At 46.0% G+C, this 14,037-nt stretch carries 13 protein-coding genes; 2 read left to right on the top strand and 11 right to left on the bottom strand.

The annotated features are described in order from the left end of the window. Positions 1–32: 32 nt before the first annotated feature. Entirely contained in the window at positions 33–1,232 is a 1,200-nt protein-coding gene (locus QZ938_RS13485; RefSeq protein ID WP_293146668.1) for a Coenzyme F420 hydrogenase/dehydrogenase, beta subunit C-terminal domain, read from the bottom strand. 319 nt (positions 1,233–1,551) lie between these two features. Between QZ938_RS13485 and QZ938_RS13480 the strand changes: the two genes are divergently transcribed. Next, the gene (locus tag QZ938_RS13480; protein ID WP_293146670.1) at positions 1,552–2,112 is read left to right on the top strand and encodes a hypothetical protein; all 561 of its coding nucleotides are present in this window, start codon (positions 1,552–1,554) and stop codon (positions 2,110–2,112) included. A 277-nt stretch (positions 2,113–2,389) separates the two neighbouring features. Here the strand turns inward: QZ938_RS13480 and QZ938_RS13475 are convergent, their stop codons facing one another. The 5 genes from QZ938_RS13475 to QZ938_RS13455 all read right to left on the bottom strand — a co-directional run bounded on the left by QZ938_RS13475 (position 2,390) and on the right by QZ938_RS13455 (position 8,509). After that, complete coding sequence (locus QZ938_RS13475) at positions 2,390–3,862, bottom strand: DEAD/DEAH box helicase (protein WP_293146672.1); 1,473 nt, start codon at positions 3,860–3,862, stop codon at positions 2,390–2,392. 1,049 nt (positions 3,863–4,911) lie between these two features. After that, positions 4,912–6,234 (bottom strand): 30S ribosomal protein S12 methylthiotransferase RimO, encoded by a 1,323-nt coding sequence (gene rimO / locus QZ938_RS13470; protein WP_293351907.1) that lies wholly within the window; start codon positions 6,232–6,234, stop codon positions 4,912–4,914. A gap of 168 nt (positions 6,235–6,402) precedes the next feature. Next, entirely contained in the window at positions 6,403–6,642 is a 240-nt protein-coding gene (locus QZ938_RS13465; RefSeq protein WP_293351905.1) for a hypothetical protein, read from the bottom strand. A gap of 109 nt (positions 6,643–6,751) precedes the next feature. Next, entirely contained in the window at positions 6,752–8,185 is a 1,434-nt protein-coding gene (locus QZ938_RS13460) for a pentapeptide repeat-containing protein (RefSeq protein ID WP_293351903.1), read from the bottom strand. Positions 8,186–8,197: 12 nt separating this feature from the next. Further along, the gene (locus QZ938_RS13455; protein WP_293351901.1) at positions 8,198–8,509 is read right to left on the bottom strand and encodes a hypothetical protein; all 312 of its coding nucleotides are present in this window, start codon (positions 8,507–8,509) and stop codon (positions 8,198–8,200) included. A 13-nt stretch (positions 8,510–8,522) separates the two neighbouring features. Here QZ938_RS13455 and QZ938_RS13450 point away from each other — a divergent pair, with 13 nt between their 5' ends. After that, positions 8,523–8,660: a hypothetical protein gene (locus tag QZ938_RS13450; RefSeq protein ID WP_293351899.1), complete on the top strand. Its 138-nt coding sequence runs from the start codon at positions 8,523–8,525 to the stop codon at positions 8,658–8,660. A gap of 60 nt (positions 8,661–8,720) precedes the next feature. Here QZ938_RS13450 and QZ938_RS13445 read toward each other — a convergent pair whose 3' ends face one another. From QZ938_RS13445 to QZ938_RS13425, 5 genes are all read right to left on the bottom strand, one after another. After that, positions 8,721–9,344, bottom strand: a complete 624-nt coding sequence (locus QZ938_RS13445; protein WP_293351897.1) for a Uma2 family endonuclease — start codon at positions 9,342–9,344, stop codon at positions 8,721–8,723. Positions 9,345–9,559: 215 nt separating this feature from the next. Continuing rightward, positions 9,560–10,195: a Uma2 family endonuclease gene (locus QZ938_RS13440; protein WP_293351895.1), complete on the bottom strand. Its 636-nt coding sequence runs from the start codon at positions 10,193–10,195 to the stop codon at positions 9,560–9,562. Between the two features lie 246 nt (positions 10,196–10,441). Next, on the bottom strand, positions 10,442–11,467 hold the full coding sequence (locus QZ938_RS13435; protein ID WP_293351893.1) for an ATP-grasp domain-containing protein: 1,026 nt from the start codon (positions 11,465–11,467) through the stop codon (positions 10,442–10,444). 2 nt (positions 11,468–11,469) lie between these two features. After that, on the bottom strand, positions 11,470–12,861 hold the full coding sequence (locus tag QZ938_RS13430) for an ATP-grasp domain-containing protein (RefSeq protein WP_363318837.1): 1,392 nt from the start codon (positions 12,859–12,861) through the stop codon (positions 11,470–11,472). A 371-nt stretch (positions 12,862–13,232) separates the two neighbouring features. Beyond that, a complete protein-coding gene (locus tag QZ938_RS13425) occupies positions 13,233–14,036 on the bottom strand; it encodes an O-methyltransferase (RefSeq protein WP_293351891.1) in 804 nt (267 codons plus the stop codon). Position 14,037: the final 1 nt, after the last annotated feature.

Here is a 14,037-nt window from a genome sequence, read left to right as displayed (position 1 = left end):
CAAAACATCAATTATAAACTCTCCTAATCAAATCACTCTGGCAACTTATACTGCCCGACAATCCGCTTCGCATATTCTGGCACGTGAGCCTCCAATTTTTCGGGATAATTCCGCTTCACATACAGATAATTGCGAGTGAAATGAGAATCAATTGAAAACCGAGCATATTCCAAACCCTTCGGCCCAATTCTCTCAATAAAAACTCCCATTAACTTCGCCGCCCACATCGGCAATGTCACTCCTTTTTCATAAGCCGGAATGCTCTGCTGAACCGCTTCTTTTCTGTTTCCCCGAGACATCACCGGCTGAGTGTTTAGCTGATCCGCTACCAAATCTAACATTTCTTGCCCAGTATCATTTCGTACCACAATCCACTGCCAGCCAAAAGGTGCACCCATGTAGCCCACAACTAAATCTGCCAAGGAATTCACATAATCAAAACAGCTCAAACAAGAAGGAGCAAAAACATCTTTCAATTCCTTCGTATTCAATCCAAAAAATGGCACTTTTTCCTCCGAACCATCTTCGTGTTTGAAATGAACGTTAAAGTCTTGCATAAACTCGTAAGACACCACCGTTTCAGGAGAACGGCTAGTCGTGTCTAGGAATTTTTGTAATCCCGCGCGGCTGACATTATCTACACAGGGAGTTCCGAGAACGTAGAGCTTTTCTAAACCGAGTTGTTTCTCGACTGTTCGCAATGCTTGAATTTGACAGCCAACGCCAATAACTAACAACCGCTTCATTCCCGACTTTTCGATTTGTTCCAACACTGAAAGGTTGGGAGATAGAGTTGGCTTGTTGACTTTTGCTGCCAAAATTTCTTCACGATTTCTAGCAATTATTGGCATCGGTTGAAAGCGGTCTTCTTTGGTATTTTGGACGCAGACAACGCCTTCAACGATGCCTTTTTCTAGCATTTCGATCGCAATTGTGCTGACAATTCCCGTCCACTGAGCGCCTTCTATTGGTTCTTTTTTCTTGGCCGCCATCATATTTTGACTGACGCCGAAGTACCAATCGTCGGGATTGTCGAGATTGCGCGATCGCCCGTGAATCTCCTCTTCCAGTTCTGCGATATGCTGAGTTAAGAAAGCGCAAGCTTCCTTGACATAATGGATATAATATGTATCGCACAAACCGCACTCGCTGCAAAGTTCTTTAGCGGGGCGGCGGCTGCCCGGTTTCAGGGCTTTAGATTTCTGGTGTTTAGTGGAATCTATGGCGGTCATCTAAATTGCAAATTTTATGGAGAAAGGGCTTTTGTTAGGATATCACACCCATTCCGGTGATGAAGTATTCGCGCTAATTAAACGTAAAATGGTGTTGGTATTCAGAAACCCCGAATAAAGACGAGCACGGGGGTACGCCCCCTACTAAAACCGGATTTCTCTATGTTATATTTTTGGGGATGAATATCCTTACTCCTTTAGTCCTCGCAGGCGGACTTTGGCTGTTTAGGAGCGAATTGTATTCGCCCGCAATCATTAGTATTTATCCGGATATAACAGGGTATTGCAGGAATAAACTGCAAAATAAAGGTATAAAAAAATGGTAAGATTGTTTGTGACAACAGCCGTTGCTGGCATCATGCTCAATATCGCAATTTCGAGCTTCGGATTTGCTGCTTTAATTCGCCCTGTTGTGGGTATGAATCAAACTGCTGTCGCTCTAGAAAGTATGTTGAACGCCACACAAAAGCCGGCGGCGATCGATTATTCGCGTTTGGGGATTGGCGGTGTGCGTTTGGGGATGTCTGTAGAAGAGGCTAAACGCAAGTTGGGCAAACCCCAGCGGGATGAAACGAAACCGGGTAGCAAGGCTATGGGTGGCAAGATTCGCACGCTAACCTACTCGAAATTGACGGTAGCAGCCTGGAATGGCAAAGTTTATTTAATTTCTACTACGAATCCCAAGTACGTAACAACGAGTAGTATTAAGGTAGGAGATAAAAGTCAAAAAGTCCTTAAAACTTACGGTTACAGCTCGCAATCGGTGCAGGGTGGAGTGAGTCGGTTGACTTACAGCAACGACCAAAAGGCCTCTAATTTGGTTTTGGAACTTAAGGGCGATCGCGTGCAAAAGATTATTGTCGGCACCCAGCTCAACTAAAATATTACACAACCGTCCAAAAATCCCCGTGTAGAGGTTCGTAGTGAGGACTTCAGTCCTTCTAGCTTCCGAGGATTTTCAGGTTTGCTGAAAACAAGTATTGAGAATCACGGGCAGTCTAGGTACGTTGTTGCGCTTTAGCGCTTTTATATATATCTATAAAGAGCGCTGAAGCGCAACAACGTACCTCTAGATTAATTCCACACATAAAAAAATAAGGTGCGAATTTCGCACCCTACCAGTTAGAAAATAAGGCGCGCAGCGCGCACCCTACTAATTAGCTGTTCTGGGGAACGGGAGCAGGAACGCTCGAACCGACTGAATTAGTCGGCGCGCCAGTCTTAGCCCGCTTCTTGATCAAGATTGGCTTGACGCTGTTTTCTCCACCAATAGGGGGATCTTCTTGTTGAGCGTAATCGGCGCCCATCCAAGCCGGACGGCTTTGATCGAAGGCCATTTGCAAAGCTGCTGCGGCGATCGCATGGGAGTCGTATTCCTCAGACAACTGAGACACCAGAGGTAAGAAAGATGCCATCCGTTCGCCGGCCAAAGCTTCGCGAACCTTACCCTGCATCTTTTCCAACTGACGAGCTTCTATTTGAGCCCGTGTCGGAATGTTTCGTACAGTCAAGCTCGATCGCACGTGGCGTTCAATCAAGCGCAATTTGCGGCGATCCACTGGTTGAATCAGCGTGATCGCAGTTCCTTCGCGGCCAGCCCGGCCCGTGCGTCCGATCCGGTGAACGTAGCTTTCTACGCTATCTGGCAAATCGTAGTTAATTACGTGAGTCAAGTGATCCACATCCAAACCGCGGGCCGCAATATCAGTCGCCACTACCCAGCGGACTTGACATTGGCGGAACCGATGCAGCAAACGTTCCCGCTGTGCTTGGTTCAAATTACCGTGATATTCATCAACACTGTGGCCTGCGGCTTGCAGTTGGCTGGTAAGTTCCGCCGCCGACTGCCGAGTCCGCACAAAAATCAGCGCCGATTCCGGGTCTTCCATTTCTAGGATTGGCTGCAAAGCTTTTGCCTTAGACCAGCCGCGGGGAACCATGTACACGCCTTGGCTGATGCGTTTCGGCGTTGCTTTTGGTTGTTCTACGGTGACGTTGACTGGGTTGCGCAAATGCCGCGCTACCAATTTCCGAATAGAAGCTTCCATCGTCGCCGAGAAAAATGCCGTTTGACGGTCTTTTGGTGCAGCATCCAAGATTCTTTCCACATCTTGGATAAAGCCCATGCTCAGCATTTCGTCAGCTTCATCCAAAACCAGCCACTGTACCTTGTCGAGTTTCAGGCTGCCGCGGCTGAGCATATCCAATATGCGTCCGGGTGTACCGACAACAATGTGAACGCCGCGCTTCAAACGCTGCATTTGGCGATCGATCGATTGACCGCCGTACACTGTCAGAACTTGCAGAGAGCGACCGAGTTTTACCGGGCCCTCGCTGCTGATACCGCTCAAATCGCGGATAGCTTCAGTTACCTGCATCGCCAATTCACGAGTCGGTGTCAGCACCAATGCTTGTACCGCTGTTACATCTAAATCAATCCGCTCCAAGATGGGCAACGAGAATGCTGCCGTTTTGCCCGTTCCAGTTTGAGCTTGACCCACAACGTCGCGGCCTGCTAGCAGGTGCGGAATTGCTTGTACTTGGATGGGAGTAGGTTCTGTAAAGCCGAGTGTTTCCAGATGGAGAACGAGTTCTTCGGAAAGACCCAAACCTTCAAACAATAAATTCATTAATTCTCCTAATAACGAGTCTTAGCCTTCTAAGTTGCCCAACTCGGATGCGGATTTCTGCTCTAGGGCAGGAACTCATTGTGAGTTCTGTATGGTGCTGCGCCTGCGCGCACCTTTTCAAATAGCAATCGAGTATAGGGCAGCTCCGTCGATGGTGACTAATTTACCGATTCGACAGCCGTCTTTGATTTTCTGACATCACCGATACCAACCGCCAGCGGTGGGGTTATCGGCTTCCAACATTCTTTAAACAGTACATTGGACTTCCTTTGAGGTACTTGCAAGCTTTCTCTCTAGGGCATTTTATAGTGAGGATGATGACCAGCCCCACTTTACTACATATATAGTAGTTACAGTTTTGTTGGTTCAGGCGCTATCCCGCAATCCGTCGCCTGCGGGATTCAACAGGGAATGTAGCGACCGTCAGTCGATTTTAGATTTTAGATTTTAGATTTTAGATTTACTCCACAGATGAATCTGGCAGCTTGAACTAGCGTCTAAAATTTTAACCTCTCTACTCCTGGCGTCGGCGGCTTCTATCCGTTTTTGGACTACCGTTACCGCCTATCCATCTCAACACTCTTTCGGGATACCGTTGTGGTGTAGGGCGGACGGCGAAGCAATCTCAAATTTTCCCCGCTTATTTCTGGCTTGTTATCATCATAACTCTTTACATTCAGAAACAAAACATTTAATTCGTTAAAATTCTCCGATCGTTCTGTAGAGATAACCGCACCCCGACGGGGCGGGTCGATTGCCAGAGAGGGGGTAAAAAAGTTTACAGCCCCTTTTCTACATATCTTTGCACAATCTTGCACTAATGGTTACTTTTCCTGAACAATCCGCTAATCGTTTTGGCTGGTGTCCGGTTTTTTTCGCCACACCGTCTGAGGCGACAATTCCAGCAACACTTAGAGTTTGACCCGCCTACAGACGGATACTTGCTTTCCGACACGAGCGTCAGAGTCGATCGCAAAGTTTTAGACTTAAAATTCAAGCTCGCAGATTCACTGCCCTGCAAATCAATTCTTTAATCTAAAATCCCAAATCTAAAATCCAAAAGCGACTTGACCGTAGAGGTCGTAGATATCTGAACTCGTAATTTTCACAGGTACGATCGATCCCAGCCGTGCTTCTCCTGTCACATAGACGAGTCCATCTACTTCTGGGGAAAATCGGGCGGATCTACCAATCAACTCGCCTGTCTCTGGTTGTTCTTGTTCTATCAGGACATCAACTACCTGACCGACAGATGCTTGATTCTTTTTCAATGATATAGGTTGTTGTGCCGCCATTACTGCATTGCGCCAAGTTTCCATTGTTTCTGGTGGCAGTTGATTTGGCAAACTGTAGGCTGGCGTGCCTTCTTCGGCGGAAAATGTGAATACTCCGACGTGATCGAATTCGTGGCGCTTGACAAAATCGAGCAAGTGTGCTGCGTGTTCGTCGGTTTCGCCGGGGAAGCCGACTATGAAAGTTGTCCGCATGACGGCACCAGGAATTGATGCTTTCAGCCGATCGACTATGGCATCATTGATCCCAGCTTGAAAAGGTCGATTCATCGCCCGCAGAATTTCCGGGTGCGAGTGTTGCAGGGGTAAATCCAAATACGGCAAAACGTTGGGCGTTTCGCGGATGGCTGCGACAACTTGGGGAGTCAAACCTGTTGGATAGGCGTAGTGCATCCGAATCCAAGGTACATCTACTTCACCCAAAGCCCGGAGTAATTCGGCTAGTTTCGGTTCGCCATAAATATCTTTGCCGTAGTTGGTGGTAATTTGAGAAATTAAGATAATTTCTTTGACACCTTCGGAGGCTAATTGTTTGGCTTCGGCGACGATGGATTCGATCGTGCGCGATCGTTGATTTCCGCGCAAGTGCGGGATAATGCAAAAAGCACAGCGGTAGTCACAGCCTTCTGCTATTCGCAGATAAGCGACACCTTCGGATGTTGTGCGATAGCGGGGAGTAGTTTCGTCAGCGATGTAAGTTGGTTCACTAGAGACGAGAGAAACGCGATCGCCCTTTTCGACCCTTTGCATCACATCGACTATTTTATGATAATCGCCAGTGCCGACAATTGCGACGGCTTCCGGCAATTCATCCAGCAATTGCTGCTGAAAATGCTGTGCCATACAGCCGGTGATGACTACTTTTTTATTAGCTTCGGCTAATTCTACCAGGGTGCGGACTGATTCTTCTCGCGCAGCTTGGATAAAACTGCAAGTATTGACGACGACGTAATCCGCTAATTCTTCATTAGAATCGACTTCATAGCCTGCTTGAGCCAGCAAGCCAATCATGTGTTCGGTATCAATGCGATTTTTTTCGCAGCCGAGGTGAGTAAATGCGATCGTTGGCTTCGTTGCCATGCAGTAATATTTGCTGTTGCGCTATTTTCGAGAACGTTTTATGATACCACACAATTTGATAAATTGCAATGTGTCGGTGGGTGCGATCGGGGAATTCAGATGATTCGGCGGTTGAAACCGCTACTATACAAACAAAGTCCGCCTCCGCGGACTAAGAAATAAAGGCTGTCAACTGTCAACTAAAGTGATATCCCAGAGCGATCGTTCTTCAAGTTCTTCTTGCCAAGCTTCGGGGTTATTGCGTAGAGCGATGTAAGCTTGGTTGGCTGTTTCTAGAAACTGTTGTCTTCGGTATTGTTCGATCGCTTGTTCGAGAACTGCTTGGATTGATTTTCCAGAGGTTGCAGAGATTTCTGCGAGGATTTGATAAAATGTGTTGGCGATCGTAACTGTAGAAGTTTGATTCATGTTAGTTTTTTACTTACCCCAACGTTATTCAACTATTATAGCTCGTATTGAAGACATATTTGACCGCAACTCTTAACTTAACCGATCCTTTGCCGTCTCAACAAAAATTTTACACCAATGCAGGGATAAGTTCGTCTTGCGGGAAGATTGCACCTCGCTTTTTTAATTCATACTTTCCATCTTTATCAAGTCCGACATTGTTACCAAATCGAGCACTTTCAACTTTGGCGGTCATCAGGTTTGTTGCCGTCAAATTAGCATTGCTTAAATTAGCATTGCTTAAATTAGCATTGCTTAAATTAGCATTGCTTAAATTGGCACCGATCAAGTCTGCATCGCTCAAGTCTGCATCGCTCAAGTCTGCATCGCTCAATTCGGCACTCCACAAGTCGGCATCGCTCAGCTTGGCACCGCTCAGCTTGGCACCGCTCAGCTTGGCACCGCTCAGCTTGGCACCGCTCAGGTCGGCACCGCTCAGGTCGGCATCGCTGAGGTTGACACCGCGCAGGTTGGCATCGCTGAGGTTGGCAGCGCTCAGGTTGACACCGCTCAGGCTGACACCGCTCAGGTTAGCACCGCTGAGGTTGACACCACTCAGGCTGACACCGCTCAGGTTAGCACCGCTCAGGTTGGCACCGCTCAGGTTGGGAAAGATCATGTGGGCACCGACCATCAGCTTGGCAATGGTCAGGTTGCGACCGCTCAGGTTGGGAGAGATCATGTGGGCACGGCTAAGGTTAGCACCGCTCAGGTTGACACCGCTGAGGTTAGCACCGCCCAGGTTGGCACCACTTAAGTCGGCACCACTCAAATCTGCACCGCTCAGGTTTGTACAGCTCAGGTTGGCATTTCTCAAGTTGGCAAATCTCAAGTCGGCATCACTCAAGTCGGCATCACTCAAGTCGGCATCGCTTAAGTCAGCAAAACTCAAGTTGGCATCCATTAGCAAAGCATTTCTCAAGTCAGCACCACTTAAGTCAGCGCGACAAAGTTTTACGTTTGTTAGTTTAGCCTTCCTTAAGTTAGCAAAACTCAGATCGGCACGACTCAAATCGGCATGATCTAAGTCTGCACCGCTGAGATTGAATCTGCTTAATTTGCAGCCAACTCCTTTAACACTATTTAAATCAGCTCCTGCTAAATCTTCATGTGGATTTAGACCAGCCTGTCTCACCAATTCAGATAAATTATTTGTATCTGCTTCCAGAATTTTTTTTATGTCATTTTGAATTGACTCATGCGATTCAGACTCACTAGAGTTAAGAGGTTGCGATTGCTTCGTTTCACTCGCAATGACAGGATCGTGTTTGAGTTGAGTCTGTCGCGCATAAAATTTAGTCAGTCGCTTCTCTTCACTCCAAGCAACAAACGCAATTCCCCCAACTACACTTAACCCTACTGTCAAAGCTGGCGGATTTCCTCCTGTTAGCAACAGCATTCCCAACAAACCAACACCAACTTGAGCCGTTTGCTTGACTAAAGAAGTTAATCCACCTTTAGCTTCATCATAAAGACTAATTTGTTTGCGGTTGACTAAAGTCATATCAAATATCTCCTATGGATTATTTCTCAAATTTTTCCAATCTGCCCAAGACCGAGCAATAATTCGACCTGCGATAAGTATCAATGACAAAAACTCAGAACCTACGATAATGAAACAAAAATAAAACGATGATCCCCAAGGGCTTTCTTGCAAACAACTCGTGAAATCAGCAAATTTTTTAGCGCTAATAATTTGAAAGATTAAACTGGGAAGTTTAAAAAGAATACTAAGTGCTATCGCATCCTGAATAGATCCAAAAACTGTCCTCCCAAACGAACCAAAAAACATATAGAACACCTGATCGACAACCTCTAAAACACTCATCACTACTTTTTTCGTGAATGTACCCGATCGCGTAGTCACTGGAGGAGATGGCACTACAGGAGTTGGACTCGATTGGGATGGTGTCGGAGTCAGCGGAGTCGGTGGCGGATTCGACGGCGTAGTCATTACGGCACGGTATAAATTTTTATAAAGTGCGATCGCACTTTTTCAGATTATACCACACCAGAAAGTCTAGGAAGAACAGCCTTGGTTAGTTCGGCAAACCAGCAATAAAAATCTTCTCTGCCGTTAATTTTAACTCTGGGAATGCCAGCGATTCAACTATGTCATTTCCCCGAAACTGACTGATTTGATATTCCCCGTCAACCAACTGGTAAACCGAGATAGTCGGTTGTTTCGGATTGCCAATGAAGCGTCTGCCGCCCAAAGCAGCATAATCCACAACCCAATATTCCTGGATACCCAATCTTTCATAATCGGCTACTTTAACCAGGTAATCATCTTGCCAGTTCGTACTGACAACCTCTACAGCCAGTCGCACTGAAGATCCCATCGTGATGACGGATTCTTTTTTCCAGCGTGGTTCATTTGCAAGTGCGGTTCTGTCTAGGATTATTACGTCTGGTTGATAACCTGCTTCGTCACGGGAAAGCTTGAGTAAGCAGTGACCAGGGATTGAGTAGGATAATTGCAGTCGTCTGATTTCAAAATTGATTTCACTGGAAAGAAAACCTATAACGTCGGCATGGTCGCCAGTTCCTAAAGACATTTCAACAATTACTCCATTGTGTAGTTCGTACTTATGGACAGAGTTCTCTGGATACCAAGCAACGAACTCATCAAACGTGATTGTTTTGGATATGGTTTGGATCATGTTGTGGTTTCCTCTGTCTGGTGATTAGTATGCGGAAAGCTAGAAAATCTCACAACGATAGATGCTATCGTTGACAAATTAAACCGTAGCTGATATGAGTTAGATCGCCCGTCCTAACAAAACAGCACTTGATATAAAACGGTAATTTATCAAAAAATTGGTGTCCTTTTGTACCCGATTTGATATTCTTTTAATACCCGATCGCACCATTTGTTCTAAGTCGGCTCGGTTGCAGGTAAACCAGCCCGAAAAATCTGTTCGGCCGTTAATTTCAATCCTGGAAAAGCCAGCGACTCAATCGTTTCGCTTCCCCTAAACTGTTTCACCTGATAATCCCCATCTACTAATTGATAAACCGAAAGTGTTGGTTGTTTGGGATTACCGATAAACTTGCGGCCGCCCAAACCTAAATAATCGACAATCCAGTATTCGGGAATGCCCATCTCTTCATAGTCAAAAGCTTTGAAAAAATAATCATCCCGCCAGTTGGTACTGACGACCTCTACAGCCAGTCGCACCGAAGACCCCATCGTGATGACGGATTCTTTTTTATAGCGCGGTTCGTTTGCAAGTGCGGTTCTGTCTAGGACTATTACGTCTGGTTCGTAGCCTGATTCGTCACGGACGGGTTTAAGTAGACAGTCACCTGGAATTGAGTAGGGTAATTCACCACGGTCAATTTCAACTCCTAGTTTTAAGCTTATAAAGCCTGTAACATCTGAATGGTCGCCAGTTCCTTTGGGCATTTCAACAATAACTCCATTGTGTAGTTCGTACTTATGGACAGAGTTCTCTGGATACCAAGCAACGAACTCATCAAACGTGATTGTTTTGGATATGGTTTGGATCATGTTGTGGTTTCCTCTGTCTGGTGATTAGTATGCGGAAAGCTAGAAGGTTACACAAGGACTTTCCGCAAAATACGGAAAGTCCTTGACATAGGAAGTGAAGTTTGCTATGGACTCAAGTCCAAAATCTAAAAATACCGATCGCGCCGATCGACTGAATCTCAAAGTATCCACAGAAATTCTTGATACGATCATTATTTCACAAATTTTGTGATGTTTTAGCTACTCCGATCGCAAACTCAGCCTGAGTCATCTCTGCAAAGCATTTTGCAACATACTGTCAAAAAAACTATCGAGAGAAGTTCCCGATGCTTTCGTCATCGCAGAAAGCACACTTTTCTGAGCAAAAGAACAATATAATCCAGCTTCCAAAAACCAAGGTTTTCCCTGCGGATCGATGCGAAAATCAAATAGACTATAATCTCGACATCCCAAAGCAATATGGGATTTTCTCGCCATATCCCAAACTCTCTCCGTAATCGGATCGCTCTTGTCAACAATCCACGACTTGGTAATATTCTTAGAGGTCAAGCTCAAGTGGCCATCGTCATTTTGTTTGAGCTTATCAGCATAACTCCTAATCGGCTTCGTATCAGGATCTAGAGCATACTCTTCCAGTGGCAAACAGACTAACTCGCCTGCTTTGACGATAATTCCACAGCGAACTTCTCTACCCAATTCAATGAATTTTTCTACTAGCACTTCATCTGAATGAGTTAATGCTGTCTGCAAAGCTGCATCATAGTCAGCAGCATTTTTCACGAAAGCCACTCCAATGGAATTATCACTATTCACTGGCTTAAGTACGGCTGGGAAATCGATCGCAGTTCGATCGCCCCTACGGACAATTTCTCCCAACGGTACGCTTACCCCAGCGGCTGCTACCACCGCCTTCGTCCTCGCTTTATCCGCCACCAATGCCATCAACTCCGCCGGATTACCCACATAGGGAATACTCAACAGATCGAACAAACTGCGGTATTGAGTCATGCCTGGAATGCAAAACATCTGGGGGATCGTTACGTCAATTTTGAGGTCGCTCAGCACCTGCACAGCCCCCGCTAAAGACATGGGATTAGCCGCCGCGATCGCACTTTTATCCAGAGATGTCGGAAAACGCCAAGTGCGATCGGGAGAAACATAGGCAATATGAAATTCATACAGTGCTGAATTAGCCGTATTCTCCAAACAATCTTGGGCGTAAAGGCGCGACAAATCGCAGTAAAAATCACTGACTGCCGATCCGACTAAATGCAAAACCCGTAATACTGACATTCTCAATCTCCTCCTATTTCTACAAGTTTGCCAATATTAAAATCAATCCGAATCCACTCTTTCGGCTTCTGCAAATTTCCCCACAATAACAAGGGAATTTGCCAATGATGCACCATCAAAAATGGTAACGGATCGTTCCAATCGAAGATGGCATCTTTACCTTGGGTGATAATTTGTAACCGCTCAGAAACTAGCTTTGGTGACGACAAATTAGTCACCAATCGCCAAATTTCGTGGTAAATCCAGTAAGTCGGGCGACTAGATGCCAAGGGCTGCACAGTTTCTGGTAGCGGATTCGGATCTAAATAAGCCTTAGCGACATCGGGATGGTTGTAAAACATCGTGATGGCTGAATGGGTGCGGGGATTGCATTCGATCGCGTAAATCTCTCCATCATCCGCCGCCTGCATGAAATCAAAGGAAACTTGTCCAGTCAAATTGAGGCTTTTGGCAAACTGACGAATCCAATTTTCGATATCCGGGCGATCGACATTTTCATAGTTTACCTGAAATGCCGATGATTCACAGCAACAGTGCAACTGAACATGACCATTACGGATGGTACTATGAGTGCAGAACTCTTGCCCCGGAATATACTCTTGCATAATCCAAGGTGTACTCTCAGAAATTGGTAAAGATTTGACAAAAGTGGCTGTTTGGGCTGGAGTTTCGCAGGGTAATTTAGTTAAGTTTAACCTGCGAATAGAATCGTAGGGAATACTTTTGATAATGTATTTGCGCTGTGTACCAGTGAAGTCAAAATCGATTACTTGTTGGGGATTTGTAATTAGATAAGACTTCGGAACTCGCAGCCCCAAGGCTTCCGCAGCGGTGGCAAATGTATATTTATCATCCAATCGTTGCAGCGTTTCCACATCGACGTGCATTACCGTACAGTGGGGAGAAAGTACGCTTTGGACTGCGGCATCGTAGTAACTGGCGACGGGGCTACAGACTGGTACATAGACATTAACTTTCTCTTGTTGGACGATTTTCAAGAGTGCTTGGGGGTATTCCTCTGTCTGGGGATTTGGTACTGTGTAAAAGCGATCGACTGCCCAAGAGTAACGATGACCAGTTAGCCAGTATTTCTCGGTTTCAACCAAAATTACCCGATGACCGGCCTTGTGGAACGATCGCGCTAGCTGTAATGCCTTAGTCATCTTGCCGCCACTGATTAAAATCGTTTGGGGAGTGGCTAGGTGCGATCGCGACTGGAACGGTTTAGTGAGTATGGCTCTGAGTAAGGCTATAATTGTCAAACCGAGATTCAGAGGCATTGCTAATAGCAACAAAGTCAAAGTTGCCAGGGTTTTAAGTGCTGTTTGAAAGCGCCGATTTCCCGCATTTATTTCCTGTTCAGATGGCATCGCTGCAACTGAAATTGTTTTCATAATAAGTTTTTGGTTTGGCAGTAAAAAATTCTTAATTAATATTAAATTCGTTGGTGTCGGAATTAATATTACCGGAAATCAGGACACGGCAGTTCCAATAGGTGTCAACTTAAGCTGTCAGCGTACCAAGTCTGTCAGTCATCCTACGAGTCCGACAGGGGTTGAAACCCCTGTCTCATAGCTAAAGTCGGTTGAAACCGACGGTCGATTTGCTTGAAACTGACTGAAGATTTGCCTGAAACCAATACACATCAACTAACTCCTCAGTCCTCTTTGAGAGGACTTTCGCTATGAGGCAGGGGTTTCAACCCCTGCCGGACTATTGGTTGTACCTTAAGTTGACACTAATGGGCTCTTGCCGTCTCCTGATTCTAAACGCGCCGAATTAAGGTAATCCCATCCCTCAGTGGCACTAAAACCTGCTCTACGCGCGGATCGTCAACTAGAGCTTGATTGAATTGGCCGATCGCAATTCCGTTAGCAGTAGCAGTACCTGACAAATAGGGCTGTCCCTGCATCAGAGTATTATCCGCACAAATCAAGCCATTGGGTGCCAACAAACTTGTGGTGAGCAGTAAATCGAGATAGTCTGTATATCCAGCTTTATCAGCATCGATAAACACTAAATCGAACACTTCTCCAGCAGCAGCCAATTGTTTCATGGTTTCTAGGGCTGGCGCTACCTTCACTGAGATTTTGTGGCCAGCATTCGATTCGTTGAAACACTTTTGGGCAAATTCAGCTACATAAGCATCTACTTCGCAGGCTACCACTTCTCCATCAACAGGAAGGGCTTCAGCCATCGCTAGTGCTGAGTAACCAGTAAACATCCCAATTTCTAGTACGCGCTGTGCTTTCGTCAGATGGACGAGAAATTTTAGCATTTGCCCTTCCACATGGCCCGAAAGCATCTCTTGTTCGAGGTGGCGCACTGTCTCGCCGTCGGAGAATCGCTGACTCCAATCTTCTGATTGGGTGCGCTTGACTAAGGTGGCTAAGGCTGGAGATTCCGCTGTGGTGCAAAGGTTCAGGTAGGGATCTAGACCATTTGCTAATTCGTAGGCTTGTTTTAATTCTGCCTTGAAAGCTGAATCGATCGCATCTTGAGACTCTACCTGTTGGACAAGACTTTCCAGTTTAGCCGCTAAAATTCCGACTGGGGTGACAGGTCTCATC

The organism is Microcoleus sp. CAWBG27, assembly GCF_020883145.1.
In the GTDB taxonomy this organism is placed as follows: Bacteria; Cyanobacteriota; Cyanobacteriia; order Cyanobacteriales; family Microcoleaceae; genus Microcoleus.
This window is presented reverse-complemented; position numbering and strand designations above follow the sequence as displayed.

Excerpts from the sequence above, each read along its gene's own strand:
- QZ938_RS13485 (WP_293146668.1), bottom strand. The coding sequence starts at position 1,232 with ATGACCGCCATAGATTCCACTAAACACCAGAAATCTAAAGCCCTGAAA.
- QZ938_RS13480 (WP_293146670.1), top strand. The coding sequence starts at position 1,552 with ATGGTAAGATTGTTTGTGACAACAGCCGTTGCTGGCATCATGCTCAAT.
- QZ938_RS13475 (WP_293146672.1), bottom strand. The coding sequence starts at position 3,862 with ATGAATTTATTGTTTGAAGGTTTGGGTCTTTCCGAAGAACTCGTTCTC.
- rimO (WP_293351907.1), bottom strand. The coding sequence starts at position 6,234 with ATGGCAACGAAGCCAACGATCGCATTTACTCACCTCGGCTGCGAAAAA.
- QZ938_RS13465 (WP_293351905.1), bottom strand. The coding sequence starts at position 6,642 with ATGAATCAAACTTCTACAGTTACGATCGCCAACACATTTTATCAAATC.
- QZ938_RS13460 (WP_293351903.1), bottom strand. The coding sequence starts at position 8,185 with ATGACTTTAGTCAACCGCAAACAAATTAGTCTTTATGATGAAGCTAAA.
- QZ938_RS13455 (WP_293351901.1), bottom strand. The coding sequence starts at position 8,509 with ATGAGTGTTTTAGAGGTTGTCGATCAGGTGTTCTATATGTTTTTTGGT.
- QZ938_RS13445 (WP_293351897.1), bottom strand. The coding sequence starts at position 9,344 with ATGATCCAAACCATATCCAAAACAATCACGTTTGATGAGTTCGTTGCT.
- QZ938_RS13440 (WP_293351895.1), bottom strand. The coding sequence starts at position 10,195 with ATGATCCAAACCATATCCAAAACAATCACGTTTGATGAGTTCGTTGCT.
- QZ938_RS13435 (WP_293351893.1), bottom strand. The coding sequence starts at position 11,467 with ATGTCAGTATTACGGGTTTTGCATTTAGTCGGATCGGCAGTCAGTGAT.
- QZ938_RS13430 (WP_363318837.1), bottom strand. The coding sequence starts at position 12,861 with ATGAAAACAATTTCAGTTGCAGCGATGCCATCTGAACAGGAAATAAAT.
- QZ938_RS13425 (WP_293351891.1), bottom strand. The coding sequence starts at position 14,036 with ATGAGACCTGTCACCCCAGTCGGAATTTTAGCGGCTAAACTGGAAAGT.